This is a genomic window from Alteromonas sp. ASW11-130 (assembly GCF_026183735.1).
Classification (GTDB): Bacteria; Pseudomonadota; Gammaproteobacteria; order Enterobacterales; family Alteromonadaceae; genus Alteromonas.
Map to the genome: position 1 here is coordinate 58487 of NZ_JAPFRE010000025.1, position 17711 is coordinate 76197.

Sequence of the window (17711 nt, forward strand, 5' to 3'; positions counted from 1 at the left end):
CCTCAAAGCAGGAGATGCAGTTGTGGATCAAAATAAAAACACTGTAGTCGCAAGAAAATCGCGGGATGAACTCGACGATATAGAAATGCCAGCCGATATTAAAGCTGACGAATCCGACCCCGACGATAGCAGCGATGATGTTGTATTCAGTCAGGACGAACTTCCAAAGAACCTAGATGCTACCCAGTTATATCTGGGGGAAATAGGTTTTTCCCCTCTTCTAACCGCCGAAGAAGAAGTCTATTTTGCACGCCGTGCATTGAAAGGATGCGAATCCTCTCGAAAGCGGATGATTGTCAGTAACCTCCGTTTAGTAGTAAAAATAGCACGGCGTTACAATAATCGCGGCCTAGCGCTACTCGACTTAATTGAAGAAGGTAATTTAGGTTTAATCCGCGCTGTAGAGAAGTTTGACCCTGAACGAGGTTTTCGCTTTTCTACCTATGCAACTTGGTGGATCAGACAAACAATTGAACGTGCCATTATGAATCAGACTCGCACGATTCGTTTACCTATCCATGTTGTCAAAGAGCTAAATGTCTATCTGCGAGCCGCTAGAGAGCTTTCCCAAAAACTGGATCACGAACCTTCCGCTGAAGAAATTGCTAATTGTCTAGATAAGCCTGTTGATGAAGTCAGTAAAATGTTGCGTTTGAACGAACGAATTACTTCTGTAGATACACCCATTGGTGGCGAAAATGATAAAGCCCTGTTGGATATTTTGGCTGACGAAAAAGAGTTTGGCCCAGAAGACAATCTTCAGGACGATGATATAAAAGACAATATTGTTAAATGGCTTACCGAACTGAATCCAAAGCAACGTGAAGTACTGGCCAGACGCTTTGGATTAATGGGCTATGAACCTTCAACCCTTGAAGATGTAGGTACAGAAATTGGTTTAACCCGAGAACGAGTACGTCAAATTCAAGTGGAAGCTTTGCGAAGACTTAAGGATATGCTTGGGCATCAAGGTCTAACGTTAGAGAATTTATTCGACAAAATAAACGCGTGAAGTTATAGAAGTACATCTTCAACTTCATATCCATATGTCAGCCTATCGACACGTTATCCCCGAGCAATCGGGGATCTGCTAACGCAGCCACCAATGCGTTACCACCCACTCCCGTATTTGTCTGCTACGTGCTCGAATCAAGGGGTTCCGGTTTTCACTACGTGAAACCGGAATAAAGAAACCTCGGTGCCTTTAGTGATATCTATGTAGAACAGTGATAAAACGTTTTAGCGGCGAATTGAAAAAACTAGGTGATGCGGTTTAACGTGACGAATTGATAATTGTATGGATTATTCTCATCCGCGTAATGCTGTTCATTGGTCACTTCCTGCCACGCTCCAGTTTGGGAGTAATCAGGAAACTGAGTATCCCCCTCAACCTCAACATCAATAAGGGTTAGATATAAGGTTTGGGCTAGCGGTAAAAAGCTCTCGTAGATAGTTCCCCCCCCAATTACCATGATTTCTTCATCCCGAGTAGGTAATGTAATAGCCATACCGAGTGCATCTTCTGGACTAGACACCACAGATGCATCAGCAGGTCTGAAACTAGCATTCCGACTGATGACTATATTCGGCCTGCCTGGAAGCGCCTTACCGATTGATTGATAGGTTTTACGCCCCATGATGACCGGCTTACCCAGGGTAGTTTTTTTAAAGTAACGTAAATCCGCCGGAAGATGCCAGGGCATTGTATTGTCTGCACCTATTACACGGTTTTTCGCCATCGCGGCTATCATTGCAACTTTGTTTGACACTACCTATCCCTATTTACGGTAAACTACTTCGACATCATAGTCATCATCGTCAAAATCATCATCGTCGTCATCGTCAAAATCGGCCTGTTCAACCGAATTACGATTGTAGCTATCCCAATTGAATTCGACTGATGCATCATCATCAGTTGACTCTAATTGCGAGGGTAAGGTCTCGATAAAATTCATTATGTCTTTGCACAGCGGTTCAACATCAAGCTTTTGGAATGCTGAAATTTTATACACTGGCCCTTCCCAACCTAATGCCTCGATAACCTGCTGTGATTTTTCTTCGACCTCTTCTTCGAGCAATAAATCGGTCTTATTGAACACTAACCAACGGGGCTTACCCGCTAGCTTAGGGCTGTATTTCTCGAGCTCTGCGACGATAGCTTTTGCATTTTCAGCTGGATCGCTCTCATCTGCAGGTAGTAAGTCGACCATGTGTAATAAAATACGACAGCGCTCAAGATGCTTAAGAAATCGTATACCTAGCCCAGCACCTTCCGCCGCACCTTCTATCAGCCCTGGGATGTCCGCAATCACAAAGCTACGTTGCGAATCCTGTCTCACGACCCCTAGATTAGGTACTAGCGTGGTGAACGGATAATCGGCTACTTTAGGCTTAGCGGCGGAAACTGAGCGGATAAAAGTTGATTTGCCCGCATTAGGCATACCCAGTAATCCAACATCCGCTAACAACATTAACTCTAACTTGAGAGACCGAATTTCGCCTGGTGTACCGTTCGTTTTTTGGCGTGGAGCGCGGTTAGTACTACTTTTAAAGCGCGCGTTACCCAGCCCATGAAAGCCACCTTGAGCAACTTTGAGTCGTTGGCCGTGACGGGTTAAATCACCCAATACTTCACCCGTATCGCAATCGGTAGCCCGTGTTCCTACAGGAACGGTTACGGTTAGGTCGTTGCCTTTACGCCCCGTGCAATCGCTACCTTGTCCATTCTGACCGCGCTCTGCTCGATGAAACCGCTCAAAGCGGTAATCGATAAGGGTATTCAGGTTTTCATCAGCTTGCAAAAATACACTACCTCCGTCGCCGCCGTCGCCACCGTCGGGGCCACCTCTTGGTACGTATTTTTCACGTCTAAAGCCAACTACGCCGTTGCCGCCGTCACCAGCTTCAACCCGAATTTCAGCTTCATCAACAAATTTCATCTATCGCTCCAGCGTCGATCTGCTCTGATCGTAACTATTTTCAGTGTTCATTGGTTCGAAACACTGCGTGCTTTTCCTGCCGAGTGTTTAATTCACAATGACTATTATAACCAGCTAAATATTAAAAGTGAGAAAACAAAGTATTAATGTAAGTGTACACTAAGACACTCACTTAGGCAGGAAGTTAGGTAATTCTCTCATAAAAAAACCCCGCTAACGCGGGGTTTCTTAAAACCAATACAGGTTAGCGTAAATATCGCTTATTCAGAAACGATGCTCACGAACTTACGGTTTTTAGGTCCTTTAACGTTAAACTGAACCTTACCGTCTGAAAGTGCAAATAAAGTGTGGTCTTTACCAATGCCTACATTGTCACCTGCGTGAAAACGTGTTCCACGTTGTCTAACAATGATGTTACCTGCTAGTACTGACTCACCACCAAAGCGTTTTACACCAAGGCGTTTACTTTCTGAATCACGACCGTTTTTGGTACTACCACCAGCTTTTTTGTGTGCCATGTGTTCGTGCTCCTCTTATGCGCTAATGCCAGTAATTTTCACTTCAGTGAACCACTGACGATGACCCATTTGCTTACGTGAGTGCTTACGGCGACGGAATTTAACTATCTTAATCTTCTCGCCACGACCGTGAGTTACCACTTCAGCAGTCACTTTACCTTTAGCAACGAAAGGCGTGCCAATTTTAACGTTATCACCGTTGCTAATCATTAATACTTCACCGAACTCAACACTTTCACCAGGTGCGACTTCGATTTTTTCTAAACGAACGGTCTGGCCTTCAGCCACACGGTGCTGTTTACCGCCACTTTGGAAAACCGCGTACATATCTAACTCCGCTCTGCGTCTCTGACGCTTTCAATTCAAAAAACAGGGCGCGAATTGTACGTGAAACATCCCCCGATCACAACCCCACATTTGAGAAAATTAGATTATTTTTCGCACATTACCCGGAATGCGTGACTAGCGTAACTTTCAGCGCAATTTTTACATCTCAATATAACCCCAGTTTGGGTCATATTTTACTTGCATATCTACTTCACAACATACTAAGCCTCTCATTATGTTCAAATAAGTTGGACTCCTGGTAAAACGAAGACTGAATTTTGACAACTGAAGATATTGTTAGGGTAAAGACGTCAATTTTTACGTTTATCCGCTGGATACACATATTAATTCAGGTACAATCCACACAAACGAAACCATCTGCCAATACAGAGACACATGGATATAGATCAAATACGATCCCTGGCTTCAGATGACATGGATGCTGTCAATGCAATCATTCAGCAACAAGTGGATTCAGATGTTGCGCTAATTAACCAGCTGGGCTTTTACATTGTAAACAGCGGCGGTAAAAGATTACGCCCTCTGCTGTGCGTGCTGGCCGCTAGAGCTATGCAAATTCAATCTTCGGACCATCACACGCTTGCTGCGATAATTGAGTTTATTCACACCGCCACTCTTTTGCACGATGACGTGGTAGATGAATCTACATTACGTAGGGGGCGAGAAACCGCTAATGCCATTTTTGGCAATCAAGCTAGTGTGTTGGTTGGCGATTTCCTTTATACCCGCTCATTTCAGATGATGGTGAGTTTGCAGCGTATGCGCGTAATGGAGATCCTTTCAGAAGCAACCAATCAAATTGCGGAAGGTGAAGTTTTGCAGCTAATGAATTGCAATGATCCTGAGACGACTGAAAAACGCTATTTTGATGTAATTTATGGAAAAACGGCGCGTTTATTTGAGGCGGCTACACAATTAGCCGCAGTCATTACTGATAAAGAGCCTGAAATTGAGAAAGCGATGCAAGCCTATGGCAAGCATCTAGGTACTGCTTTTCAGTTAGTCGATGATATTTTAGATTATCAAGCCGACGCGAACGAAATGGGCAAAAACGCAGGAGATGATTTAGCAGAAGGCAAACCTACGTTACCTCTTTTGTATGCAATGTGGCACGCAGAACAAGCGGATGATCGTGAATTGATCAGAGAAGCGATTGAGCAATCCAACGGGCTCCCTCACCTGGCTAAAATTCAGTCAATCATGAACGCTACGGGCGCACTTGACTACACCAAACAATGCGCGGATAAAGAAGCAGAATTAGCTATCGCCAGTCTATCTTGCGTACAGGATTCTGAGTATAAAGAGGCGTTAATTTCGTTGGCAAAACTTTCGGTGGAACGCTCTTCATAAGCAAGGTTAGATGTAGTTGTCTAATTTTCGGACCGAGAAAGCTAATTTAAAATCAGGATCCCCTTTTCTGGCTGGATCCCACGCTTTCTAACTTTAGTCTGTTAAGCAATTGCTTGATAAGAAAGCATACAAACTCTAAAAGTCTTTAAGATAATCAGCTCTACCGAATGTTTGCGGTGTTGTTAATCCTTCTTAATGAAACGTGATCCGAGCGCAATAAAGATAACCTAAGTTTGCCACTTCACTGTGCTTTTCGAAACACGGCAAGCCCTTTGACAAACCTCTGCGCGCAAATAAATGGTCCTTATAATGACATGTCCTTAGCACGAACCACTCTGAATGCCATAAAGCGCTGTCACACTTCATTAGCTAGCCAGTACGGTTGTGCCATAGGTAACAAAACGAATAGTGGGTTTAAAGTAGATTTAAACCACCCGCCAAAATGATACTAAACCGTCTTTTTAAATAGACTTTTCAAGTTGATTAATTCAGCCCACGGTCTCTGGTCATGTTTTCATTGCGGTCGCGATGGACTATTACGTTATCTTCAATACGGATCCCACCAAACGGTTTATACTTCTCGATTAACTCCCAATTTATCAGCTTGCCATTAGCAGAAGCTTTTAATTCAGCGAGTAAACTGTCAATAAAGTAAAGTCCTGGTTCAATCGTAAATACTTGTCTTGGCTCAATAGAGCGAGTGCAGCGTAAAAACGGATGATTTTCGGGTTGGGGTAAGGGTGTTCCGCGGTCATCGTTTATTAAAGCGCCTACATCATGCACTTGCAAACCTAAAAAGTGACCAATTCCATGGGGGAAAAAAGTGCGTGTTATTCCTTGTGAAACAATATCTTCAACAGGACCTGAAACCAACCCGGTTTCTGCCAGAATCACGCCTATACCCTGGTGCGCCTGCAAGTGAATATCGGTGTAATCAACGCCAGGCTTGAGCTGGTCACAAAGTTGCAGGGTTAAAGCGTCGAGTTGCTCGATAAGCTCAGAAAAGTGATTTTTTTCGCTGCTATAAGTACGGGTGATATCGGCAGCGTAACCTGCATATGTCGCCCCTGCATCGATTAAAAACGATCTATGCTGCTTAGGGGCGATAGTGTCATAATGCATATAGTGCAGAATTGAAGCATGTTCATTCAGGGCGATAATGCTGGTATAAGGCACATCATTTTCGCCATGTCTACTCGCTTTTGAGTAGGCCAGATTAATATCGAATTCACTCCCTTTTTCTACGAACGCCTGCGCTGCCGCTTGATGTCCAGCGACAGCCGCATCGTTAGCCTTTCGCATACACTCTAGTTCATAATCTGTTTTATAAGCACGATGGTAGTGCAAGTAATTAAGTACGCGATCAGGATTTATCTGGTCAAAACCGAGCGCTTTTGCTACTTCAAGATATTCGCCAATGTAAGCGAATTGACGCTTATCGTAAGGTAGGTATTGCTCAACTTCTTCTGGATGCTTAAGTAAACTGATATCAAAAAATTCAGTCCAAAAATCGCGGGGCTCTGGGGGTACCTTATGCCAAAAGTCCACCGGACGATAAAATATGAGCTTAGGTTTATCCACGCCATTAACCACCAGCCAACAGTTAGGGTTATCTATCACCGGAAGCCAGGCTTTAAATTGGGGATTGACTTTGAACGGGTAATGATTGTCATCTAAAAACAATCGCTTTGCTTGCCCTGAATGGACAATCATACCATCCAGCCCTTCCCGCTCCAGTGCTTCCCGAGTGCGGTTTTGCAGTGTTGTTATATGCGCGTGATAAAGCTGCGTTAAATCCTTCATATTTCCTCAATATTCAAACAATAATGCTGGCTATCTGCCTGCCATACCAATGAATCTACCTTATCATGAGCATAGCTGTTGCCGCACCCTTAATCGTTATTCTGGCGCTAATTGTAGACCTGTAGCCATCTGTCCTAAACTGTCCCTGGGTACCGCAGGAATGGATGATGTGGATAACTGAGAAAATATTTCTGAAGGCGTACCTAATTGCTGCTCATAAATATAGCGATACGCCAACACGGCTTTAACATAACCGCGGGTTTCACGATACGGGATATTTTCAATCCAAACATCAGTAGGAAGTGCCTCGTCGCGAGGAAGCCAATTCAACACCTTCTTCCAACCTGCATTATAAGACGCAGATACCAACACCGGGTTATTATCCAACTTATCCATAAGATAACGTAGGTATTGCACACCCAACTGAACGTTTTGATCGGGTTCAATTAAGGCCGCTCTATTTATCTTTTTATCCACCAAATATTGCGCTGTGCCTGGCATCAACTGCATCAAGCCTGTTGCGCCAGCGGGTGAGACCGCGTCCACCATAAAAGAGCTTTCTCGCCGTGCGATGGCCATCGCAAACGCTGGCGAAACGTCATAGGTTTGGCCAACCCTGGAAAATTTTGGCGCGAAGGCTAATGGAAAACGCCTTTTTACATCATCTAAATAACCACTTTGGGTAAAACTGATTATGGCCTGATCGTACCATCCCCACTCACTCGCAAGAACGGCTGCATCCTTGATTTTGGTCGTATCTAATTTTGAAATTAAGTAGCGCCACTCTCTTCTGGCATCGATTAACCGTCCCAATTGCAAAAATTCATAGGCTCGTTGTGCCGAAGGACGAGATTCAATAGCTTGTATAATGGAGGGGTCAGTGGGTGCTTCCATATGCTTTAGGCTAGCCGGTTTAGCAAGTTGCGCACTTGCCATAAAGCCGTAATAGTGTCTTTCTGATGCGAGTTCTTCTAAGGTATGTTTACCCATCTCGGGGGCACCTAAATTGGCGAAACTCCGTGCTCGCCAGTACCGAAAGGCATCTTGTTGCTGAATTTGAGGGCGACTCAGGTCAATCAATTCCAGCACTTTCTGCCAATTCTGTTTTCGCAGTAAATAAGCCAAATGCCAGCGCTTAACATCTTGCGCTGCACCTGTCACGTCCGCTCTTTCCAACCACGTAAGGGCGCCAGGCTTATCATCTATAGCCAAGCTAAGTGCAATAGCGCGGTGAATATCCGCCCATTGAGCTTCGGAAATCTTGAGTTTTGATTGCCACTGGTAATACCCCTTTACTGCCTGATCTGGATCTTTCCATGCAAGCCGTTCCAGCCCATGCGCGAGGATGCGCGATTCAATTTCGATTTCAGCCAATGGGAAATTAAACGGCTTCATGACCTGTGTAGGATCGTTGCGTACCTTAAGCCACAACTGACCCAGATATTGACGCTCAGGTGGCAGACTGCGTTGTAAGTAAGAAACCAAACGAGAATTACCAGATAAGGCCGCGCGTTCGATTCGTTTTAGTAGTCGAGCGTCAGTTAAGTGTCCTTGTTCTTCCCATCGTTTGAACACAGGATTGCAGGAGTCGGGTTGCGAATGTGCACTTAGCCAAAGATCATCTACCTTGTCCAACCAATAATCGGGGTTAGAAGCTTCAGCGAGTTGATATTGCAGATAATGGCAGGTTATCTCCGCGCCCATGTTATCTCGATAGCTGGCTAAAAAAGCTGACATCTGTTTATTATCTGCAAGATAGCGCAGCCACTTCGCTCTGAGTGAATACACCATAGGATGGCCGTCGTAAGCCATTAAGAAAGATTCGATTGCTCTGCGGTTGGCAATAGTTACATTTCTAAATAGACGCTGGCGTACTAAATAGGGATAGAGGGGATAGGACTGTAGCGCAGCCATATCACTGTCAACTTTATATAACTGACTAACCGGCAAGGTTTGTATGGTTCTTTCAGTTTCAAGATATAAGGTACGCTGCGCTTGCATAGCGTCATTTTTCGGTAACAGGGGATTAGCCATAACTGCGGGTACCGCGAACAGCAACCAACCGCTTAACCAACCAAGTAGACGAGAAGAACCAAACTTTACTACCATTAGCCATCCTTATTTTTATAACGAAGAATACGCTGCATAAAGCATGCAGAATCTACAGTGCAATCGACTAATCGAATGCCGATATCTCTTGAGAACATAATCCGTGTGAGTGCACGTATATAAATAAGTAAAGCTGAAAAACCTGACATCCCAGCAGAGCCTAGTTAATTTTTTTATTGTTGTCTCACCGTACTTTTTGGTAATTAATCTTATTTATTTGTACGTGAATGGTTGCGAGGCTAAGCTGAACAAGTTTATTTTATCGGCTTACTCACTATTATACTGAGAAGATTTTCAATTACGAGCTTGATTTTTGAACGATCGAACACCATAACGAAACGAATTGAAACGCTTGTTTGAATTTTTGATTGAAATTTTTCGTGGCGTTGTCAAAATCTAGCCACCCTAACCGACAATTTAATTAAAAAGATTAAATTAAGTTTACATCCTGGCCCAGGCCAAAGGAGATGATAATGATATATGAAGGCAAGAGTCTGACAGTTTCTGTTTCAGACGAGGGATTTGCAGAATTAGTCTTCGATGCTGAAGGTTCTGTAAATAAATTTGACCGCCAAACAGTTCAGGAGCTTGACGAAGCTGCTGCTAAAATGGCCTCCCACGGCGGTATTAAAGGTGTACTCGTACGTAGTGCAAAGCCTGTATTCATCGTAGGCGCTGACATTACTGAATTTACCGACCTGTTTAGCAAAACAGATGAAGAAATTCTGGCATGGGTGGGCAAAACGTCGCAGGTATTTGACCACTTTGAAGACCTTCCTTTCCCTTCGATTGCCGCCATTAATGGCTTTGCGTTGGGTGGTGGTTGCGAAATGACGTTGGCATGCGATTTACGTGTGGCGGATACAAGTGCGCGTATTGGTCTGCCTGAAGTTAAACTTGGCTTAATGCCTGGCTTTGGTGGCACAGTGCGATTACCTCGTATCATTGGTTCTGATAACGCGTTAGAGTGGATGACCACAGGTAAAGATCGCGATGGTCAAAAGGCCTTAAACGAAGGAGCGATTGATGCGGTCGTCGCCCCTGAAAAGCTTCGCGACGCTGCGATGGCTATGCTAAAAGATGCTGCTGAAGGTAAGATTGATTGGAAAGCGCGTCGCCAGGCAAAAACATCCCCCCTTAAGCTAAACAAAAATGAAGCCATGATGAGCTTCTCCACCGCACAAGCTGTTGTTGCTGCACAGGCGGGCAAACATTATCCTGCGCCACACATGATGGTAGAAACGGTCAAAAATGCGTCAAGCAAGGACCGGGCGGGCGCGCTTAAGCTGGAAAACGAAGGCTTTGTGAAGCTAGCTAAAACCGACGCAGCTCAAGCGCAAATCGGTATTTTCCTGGCTGACCAGTTAGTCAAAAGCAAAGGTAAAAAGCGCGCGAAAGCGGCTAAACAAGAAGTCAAAATGAATGCTGTGCTGGGTGCGGGCATCATGGGTGGCGGTATTGCTTATCAAAGTGCCGCTAAAGGTATCCCTGTGGTGATGAAAGATATCAAACAGGATGCGCTGGATTTAGGCTTATCAGAAGCATCGAAAATCCTTAACAAAGGCATGGAAAAAGGCAAAGTCACACCAAAGAAAATGGCGTCGACGCTCAACGCGATTACCCCTACCCTTGAATATTCAGCAATGAAAGATGCTGATATGGTAATTGAAGCCGTAGTGGAAAATGCCAAGATCAAAGCGTCAGTATTGAAAGAAACAGAAGCCGCTGTTAGCGATGACACAATCATTTGCTCGAACACATCGACCATTTCGATTAATCAGTTGGCGCAAAGCCTAGATAAGCCTGAGCGCTTCTGTGGAATGCACTTTTTCAACCCGGTTCACAGAATGCCATTAGTTGAAATCATTCGGGGCAAAGATACCTCTGAAGATACAATTAATGCTGTGGTTGCTACGACGATGAAGATGGGTAAAACCCCCATTGTAGTGAACGATTGTCCCGGCTTCTTAGTGAACCGAGTGCTGTTCCCTTACTTTGCTGGTTTCAGCAAGCTTATGTTGGACGGCGCCGATTTCGTCGCCGTAGATAAGGTAATGGAAAAAGATTTTGGTTGGCCTATGGGGCCGGCTTATCTGTTAGATGTAGTAGGTATCGATACCGCTGATCACGCGTCTAGTGTTATGGCGGAAGGTATCCCAGAACGCATGCAGAAAATCGATAACGATCCGGTTACCATACAATATCGCGCCGAACGTCTGGGTCAGAAAAACCAAAAAGGTTTCTATAACTATGGCAGTGACAAGCGTGGCAGACCGACTAAGGCCGCCGCCGATGAAGCGTATACATTAATGGCTGGCCATGTTAGCGAACGTCGTGATTTCGATAAAGATGAGATCATTGCTCGTTTGATGGTTCCTATGGCTAACGAGGCAATTCGTTGCTTAGAAGAAGGCATTGTGGATAGCGCCGCAGAGGCCGATATGGCTCTTCTGTATGGCCTTGGTTTCCCCCCTTTCCGCGGTGGTATTTTCCGTTGGATTGAAACCATTGGATTAGACAAGTTCGTTGAACTAGCTGACAAATATGCTGAACTTGGACCAATCTATCAAGTAACTGACGGTGTCCGCGAAATGGCGGCCAACCGCAAATCTTACTTCGCTTAAGCCCACAGGAGAATGACAATGAAAGACGTAGTAGTGATTGATTGCATACGTACCCCAATGGGTCGCTCCAAAGGTGGCGTATTTCGCAATGTAAGAGCAGAATCTTTATCTGCTCATCTTATGACACAGTTATTGGCCAGAAATCCTGGCGTTGACCCGGCTGAAATAGAAGACATCATTTGGGGTTGTGTCCAGCAAACTAAAGAACAGGGATTCAATATCGCGCGCAATGCGCAGCTATTGACCGATATCCCTCGCACAACCAGCGCGGTAACCGTAAATCGTCTGTGTGGTTCATCCATGCAAGCGCTACATGACGCCACTAAAGGTATCATGACCGGTAACGGTGACATCTTTATGATTGGGGGTGTTGAACATATGGGTCACGTGCCGATGACCTTTAATGTAGACTTCCATCCAGCTTTAGCTAAACACACGGCTAAGGCATCAGGTAACATGGGTATGACAGCCGAGTTATTGGGTCGTCAGAACGGTATCAGCCGCGAAATGCAGGATGAATTTGGCGCACGTTCTCATCAGCGTGCACACAACGCTCATTTGGAAGGTCGCTGGAACAATGAAATTGTCGCCACTGAAGGCCATGACGCCGACGGCGTACTAAAACTAATAGACCACGATGAAGTTATCCGTCCTGATAGCACAGTAGAAACCTTGTCTTCACTTCGCCCAGTGTTTGATCCTGTAAATGGTACAGTGACGGCTGGCACCTCATCGGCAATTTCTGACGGTGCGTCAGCGATGTTATTGATGTCAGCGGACAAAGCAAAGGCATTAGGTTTAACGCCTCGGGCGCGCATTCGTGCGATGGGTGTAGCGGGGTGTGATGCAGCAATCATGGGTTACGGTCCAGTTCCTGCCACCCAAAAAGCACTTAAACGCGCTGGCATGACGATGGATGATATTGAAATAGCAGAGTTTAATGAAGCATTTGCTGCGCAAGCGTTATCCTGTATTAAGCAGCTTGGCTGGTTAGAAAAGTACGACGACCACGTTAACTTAAATGGGGGTGCAATTGCATTGGGTCATCCTTTAGGTTGCTCAGGTGCACGTATTAGCACCACTTTGCTTAACTTAATGGAATCTAACGATAAATCCGTTGGATTGGCGACCATGTGTATTGGTTTAGGCCAAGGCATAGCGACTATTTTTGAGCGCGTATAAGCAGGAAAAGTCAGTCTGGAGGCGGAGTAAGTTGTAACACTAGCTACTCCCTTGATTGAACAATTTCAAGCCCCGCACTCGCGGGGTTTGTTTTACCTGTATGAGTGTTCACTACCTTAGAGAAGTTATATTCAATTTAGCGCTATGCACTGTTTAGCGATCCTGTTAGTGCCATAAATACTCGTTGCAATAAAAATGATTTCTCTATCGATTTCATCATATTTAAAGGTGATTAAGGGGTATAGCGGTCGCGTACTTAATTTGTTCCATTGCAAAACTTGATGTCACATCGTTGAGGTCTATTCCGTTGACCAGGCGCTTATAAAAGTGATCAAAACTCACCATGTCTTTTACCATAACTTTGAGCAAGTAATCATATTCACCCGACATACGATAGAACTCGACCACTTCGTCAAAACCCGATGCGTGTTGAGCAAATTTATCCAACCAATTGCCGTCGTGACGTGCCGCCTTGACCTGTACGAAAACAGTCATCGACAGCCCTAACTTTTGCGCATCGAGCAATCCTACACGTTTCGTAATATAGCCTGTTTCTTGCAAACGCTGGATTCTGCGCCAGCACGGCGTTTGGGATAAACCTACCGTTTCTGATATGTCAGCAACAGACCGCTCTGAATTATCCTGAATAAGAGCCAGGATTTCTTTATCTATTCTGTCTATAGAATTATTTTTCATTTTTTGTTTCTATATTAAATAATAATTCTACACTATTTTAGTTAGGTATATATATTTAGCAATTATTGCTCGTATTGAAATGGCACTATTAGATATCGGTGAGAAGTAATAAGTAATAAGTAACCAATAGCTAGGCGGGGATAACTAATGTTTGATTGTGCTCCATCAAGTACAAAACGTGTGAACAATAAGAACAATATTTATAACGATATTACGGAAACTATTGGCAAAACACCGCTGGTGCGAATGAGTAAGTTGAAAACACAGCTTAAAACTCAAGCTGATCTGCTAGCCAAAATAGAGTTTTTTAATCCCGCTGGCTCTATTAAAGACCGTCCCGCATTAGCGATGATCAAAAATCTTATAACTTCACCACACTTTACCCCTAAAACGGAAATTATTGAGGCATCATCGGGTAATAATGGTGTGGCTTGTGCCTGGCTTTGCGCAATGCATAATATTCCCATTACCATTGTTATCCCTGAACATATGTCGATTGAACGACAAAAGCTAATTAAACATTTTGGCGGAAACGTATTAACTACGCCCAAAGCGAAAGGAACCAAAGGTGCAATCGATAAAGCCAAAGCGTTGGTAGCTGCTAACCCTAACGCCATAAGCCTAGATCAATTCGGCAACCATGCAAACCCGCAAGCACACAGCGAGTCTACCGCCGAGGAGATTTGGCAAGACAGTGGGGGAAGTATTGATGTGCTGGTTTGTGGCGTAGGTACTGGCGGAACCTTGACCGGGGTGGCGCGAAAACTGAAAGAGTATAAACCTTCGACCAAAATAGTGGCGGTTGAACCGGCGAGTTGTCCAATATTAAGTTCTGGCAGAGGTGGTGTGCATAACATACAAGGACTCAGCTCAGGGCATGTACCCGAGATTCTGGATACCCGTCTTATCAACAAAATTATAATCGTGAGAGATGACGATGCCATCGCCGCAGCGCGGAAAATTGCGCGACTGGAGGGGTTAGCGGTCGGCATTTCCTCAGGCGCAACATTGCATGCAGCTGCTGAGCTTGTGAGGCACGATGATTACAGTACTAAAACCATTGTAGTGATACTGGCTGATGGTGCTGAGCGCTACTTTTCTACACCACTTTTTGACTAGCGTTCGCGGTACTAGGGTGTAACTTTTGTTTCAAGCCACCAGGGCACCCCAAAATCGACATTGGCGGGGTCGATTTCAAACGAATAAGGGGGCTCAAGCGCCTCCCAAAACACCGCCCGATAGCGATCTTCAAATATTTTAAGCTTTCCAGCCTTTTGGTGATTTTTAAGTAAGGTTTCGTAAGCCCCTACCGGAAACTGTGGGTTGTTCTGTTTAAATATTACGACACCGCCAAACTTTTCATATAGCGCTTTATTTATTTGCCAGTGCCTGACCTGTCTTTCTGCTATGGCGTTAATTTTTTCATCATATAATTCGGTATCTGTATCATCAAACTCGTCTACTATCTGTGACTTAAATCGTTCAATAAAAGCCGTTTTTAATTTATTATCAGTTTTTAAACGCTGTCTGTTGGCAAAATCTTCTAACACACCTTCAATCAGCGTTTCAGCGAACTGGCTATGTAAATACTGTATTAGCGCCATTTCTTTACTCGCTGAATTCATTCTCGCAATTTGGCTTAGGGTTTTACTGTCTGGCATGAGAGCAGATTCATAGATAGGCTTACCATAAAGTTCAGCGATGGGTTTTTCTTGTGCAAATGCGCTAATGCTGCTTATCAGAAAGAATATAAGCAGCGTATGCAACCACTTGTGAATCATGAAAATACGTCCCCAGAAAAGATCACTCTCATCCTTGTAACAAAACTGATGTTACCTAAAAATGGCTGAAAAACTCAGCAGAGATGAAAACATTGCTTGTGTATGCACACCATCATACGAAGGCGATGAGCATAAGCAAGTAAATTTTGTGAACTACGTATGGAAAAAAGGAAAGGAAGAGAAAGAAAGCAGCGGTAAGAATTACCACTGCCTAATAGAACTAAAGCGCGTTCACGTTTGCGGCTTGCAAACCTTTTTGACCTTGCTCTACTTCAAATTCTACGCGTTGACCTTCGTTTAAAGTTTTGTAACCTTCAGAAACGATAGCACGGAAATGAACGAACACATCCTTGTCACCGCTATCCTGCGTTAAAAAACCATACCCTTTGTCAGCATTAAACCACTTAACTGTGCCTGTTACTTTAGACATAAAGACCTCAAAAATCTTGCAAAAACCTGCGCATATGCGCACCAAACGTCTTTAATAAACGGTTATTTGGGTCTTACTTTATTGCGGTAAACAACTAACAACAAATCACTAGGTAACTTGAGTGGTTTTACATCAAGGCAGAGCTTCAATAATCACGTCTATTTAAAGACCGTTTCACTATAACACTGCTTCAGAAAATTGATACTTTTTTATCTTGCAAAAAGTGAATTTTCACAAAAAGTTCATTTTACTTTTGTGTGCATAAGCAACCACTTATATGCTGACAGTGATCAGAGAACCTGAATTCTACTCACGCGCCAGGCATTAAACCAACACGTAATTGCCACCCCTCCAGCTAACGCAGGAAAAACCCACGAGGGGGAATATAGGGGAAGTACGCCCGCTAAAATAGTAAAGCTGGCCGCAAACGCACTCAATCCAATCACTGAGTTCGTCTTATGATGCTCCTGAACAATTTGTGCCTGTAGGTATTGTTGCTGGAGAGGAAGACGTTTAAGTTGCGTTAAACCATCATGTAGCAAATCGGGAATTTCAGGTAACTTTTCAGACCAATATGGCAGATTTGACTTTATTTTGCCCATCATAGCACTAAAGCCAATTTGCTCTTTCATCCAATTTTCTAAAAACGGTTTGGCAGTCTGCCAAAGATCGAGTTGCGGATACAGCTGGCGGCCTAATCCTTCGATATACAATAGCGTCTTTTGTAGCAAAACGAGTTGGGGTTGCACCACCATATTAAAGCGGCGTGCCACGTTGAATAGCTGTAACAGTACGTGGCCAAAAGAAATTTCTGCCAATGGCTTTTGAAATATAGGTTCGCATACCGTACGTATCGCAACTTCAAATGCATCGATGTTAGTATCCCCAGGAACCCAACCGGAATCTACATGCAGCGTGGCGACTTTGCGATAATCGCGATTAAAAAATGCGATAAAGTTTTCTGCCAAATAACGCTTATCTTCTTCATTCAGTGTGCCCACTATGCCAAAATCGATAGCGATATATTGAGGTTCTTGTGGATTTTTAGTGGATACGAAAATATTACCAGGGTGCATGTCAGCATGAAAAAAGCTATCTCTGAATACTTGAGTGAAAAACACTTCCACCCCGGTTTCGGCTAATCGCTTCAAGTTAGTTTTTTGCGCAAGTAACGCATCTATATTCGAAACGGGTATACCGTATATACGCTCCATCACGAGCACATTATTCCGGCATAGGTCGCTATAAATATGAGGTACATAAAGTGAGTCAGAGTTTTCGAAATTTCGCTTTAACTGAATGCCATTGGCTGCCTCGCGCAACAAGTCGAGCTCATCAATTACTGTCTTTTCATACTCTCTGACCACTTCTACTAGCCGTAATCTACGGCCATCTGGAAGCCACTTCTGTAATACTTGCGCAAACGTAAACAGTAGTTTCATGTCGGCAAAAATAGTTTTACGAATATCCGGCCGAAGCACCTTAACCACCACGTCTTGTCCGCCATTTTTCAGCTTGGCTGAGTGAACTTGGGCGATTGAAGCTGATGCAAGGGGCGTTTCATCAAACTCTGTAAACAACTCCGTCAACTCGCGAAGTTTAAGTGATGTTTTTACTATCTTTTGGGCTTTGACGCTTGAAAAGGGCTTTACTTTATCTTGCAACAGGGCAAGCTCATTGGCGATATCCGGCGGTAACAAATCCCGTCGGGTAGACAACATTTGTCCGAATTTGACAAAGACCGGACCCAGCGACTGAAGTGCCAATGTTATGCGAACGCCGGGAGGCTGATCCTTATATTTATTGCGGATCCAAAATATACTTTTTCGCATGACTCTGGCATACCAAGGCTGCCAACGACTGGGGATAAGTTCGTCTAAACCATGTTGTAAAAGCACTTTATTGATTTGGTACAGCCTGACTATTCGCAT

At 44.2% G+C, this 17711-nt stretch carries 15 protein-coding genes; 5 read left to right on the forward strand and 10 right to left on the reverse strand.

Going from position 1 to position 17711, the window contains the following annotated elements:
• Positions 1-22 precede the first annotated feature (22 nt).
• Positions 23-1012, forward strand: a complete 990-nt coding sequence (gene rpoS, locus OPS28_RS08740) for an RNA polymerase sigma factor RpoS (RefSeq protein ID WP_265609075.1) — start codon at positions 23-25, stop codon at positions 1010-1012.
• Between the two features lie 247 nt (positions 1013-1259).
• Here the strand turns inward: rpoS and folA are convergent, their stop codons facing one another.
• The 4 genes from folA to rplU all read right to left on the reverse strand — a co-directional run bounded on the left by folA (position 1260) and on the right by rplU (position 3784).
• Complete coding sequence (folA, locus tag OPS28_RS08745) at positions 1260-1751, reverse strand: type 3 dihydrofolate reductase (protein ID WP_265609150.1); 492 nt, start codon at positions 1749-1751, stop codon at positions 1260-1262.
• A gap of 27 nt (positions 1752-1778) precedes the next feature.
• Entirely contained in the window at positions 1779-2939 is a 1161-nt protein-coding gene (gene cgtA / locus OPS28_RS08750) for an Obg family GTPase CgtA (RefSeq protein WP_265609076.1), read from the reverse strand.
• A 260-nt stretch (positions 2940-3199) separates the two neighbouring features.
• Positions 3200-3457, reverse strand: a complete 258-nt coding sequence (gene rpmA, locus OPS28_RS08755; protein WP_169210867.1) for a 50S ribosomal protein L27 — start codon at positions 3455-3457, stop codon at positions 3200-3202.
• Positions 3458-3472: 15 nt separating this feature from the next.
• Positions 3473-3784, reverse strand: a complete 312-nt coding sequence (rplU, locus tag OPS28_RS08760) for a 50S ribosomal protein L21 (protein ID WP_265609077.1) — start codon at positions 3782-3784, stop codon at positions 3473-3475.
• 396 nt (positions 3785-4180) lie between these two features.
• On the opposite strand from rplU, the gene ispB reads away from it, so the two are divergent.
• Positions 4181-5155 (forward strand): octaprenyl diphosphate synthase, encoded by a 975-nt coding sequence (gene ispB / locus OPS28_RS08765; RefSeq protein WP_265609078.1) that lies wholly within the window; start codon positions 4181-4183, stop codon positions 5153-5155.
• A 483-nt stretch (positions 5156-5638) separates the two neighbouring features.
• Here ispB and pepQ read toward each other — a convergent pair whose 3' ends face one another.
• Complete coding sequence (gene pepQ, locus OPS28_RS08770) at positions 5639-6958, reverse strand: Xaa-Pro dipeptidase (RefSeq protein WP_265609079.1); 1320 nt, start codon at positions 6956-6958, stop codon at positions 5639-5641.
• A gap of 96 nt (positions 6959-7054) precedes the next feature.
• On the reverse strand, positions 7055-9067 hold the full coding sequence (locus OPS28_RS08775) for a transglycosylase SLT domain-containing protein (protein WP_265609080.1): 2013 nt from the start codon (positions 9065-9067) through the stop codon (positions 7055-7057).
• Positions 9068-9540: 473 nt separating this feature from the next.
• Between OPS28_RS08775 and fadB the strand changes: the two genes are divergently transcribed.
• Both fadB and fadA read left to right on the forward strand, forming a co-directional pair.
• Positions 9541-11691 carry a fatty acid oxidation complex subunit alpha FadB gene (gene fadB / locus OPS28_RS08780; protein ID WP_265609081.1) on the forward strand — a complete coding sequence of 717 codons (2151 nt, stop codon included), beginning with the start codon at positions 9541-9543 and terminating at the stop codon, positions 11689-11691.
• A gap of 18 nt (positions 11692-11709) precedes the next feature.
• Entirely contained in the window at positions 11710-12873 is a 1164-nt protein-coding gene (gene fadA / locus OPS28_RS08785) for an acetyl-CoA C-acyltransferase FadA (protein WP_265609082.1), read from the forward strand.
• 222 nt (positions 12874-13095) lie between these two features.
• Here the strand turns inward: fadA and OPS28_RS08790 are convergent, their stop codons facing one another.
• On the reverse strand, positions 13096-13569 hold the full coding sequence (locus OPS28_RS08790; RefSeq protein WP_265609083.1) for an Lrp/AsnC family transcriptional regulator: 474 nt from the start codon (positions 13567-13569) through the stop codon (positions 13096-13098).
• Between the two features lie 147 nt (positions 13570-13716).
• Between OPS28_RS08790 and OPS28_RS08795 the strand changes: the two genes are divergently transcribed.
• The gene (locus OPS28_RS08795; protein WP_265609084.1) at positions 13717-14688 is read left to right on the forward strand and encodes a PLP-dependent cysteine synthase family protein; all 972 of its coding nucleotides are present in this window, start codon (positions 13717-13719) and stop codon (positions 14686-14688) included.
• 11 nt (positions 14689-14699) lie between these two features.
• On the opposite strand, the gene OPS28_RS08800 is transcribed toward OPS28_RS08795, so the two are convergent.
• The 3 genes from OPS28_RS08800 to ubiB form a co-directional block, all read right to left on the reverse strand.
• On the reverse strand, positions 14700-15350 hold the full coding sequence (locus OPS28_RS08800) for a hypothetical protein (protein ID WP_265609085.1): 651 nt from the start codon (positions 15348-15350) through the stop codon (positions 14700-14702).
• A 220-nt stretch (positions 15351-15570) separates the two neighbouring features.
• Positions 15571-15780 (reverse strand): transcription antiterminator/RNA stability regulator CspE, encoded by a 210-nt coding sequence (cspE, locus tag OPS28_RS08805; RefSeq protein ID WP_265609086.1) that lies wholly within the window; start codon positions 15778-15780, stop codon positions 15571-15573.
• Between the two features lie 290 nt (positions 15781-16070).
• On the reverse strand, positions 16071-17711 hold the full coding sequence (gene ubiB, locus OPS28_RS08810; RefSeq protein ID WP_265609087.1) for a ubiquinone biosynthesis regulatory protein kinase UbiB: 1641 nt from the start codon (positions 17709-17711) through the stop codon (positions 16071-16073).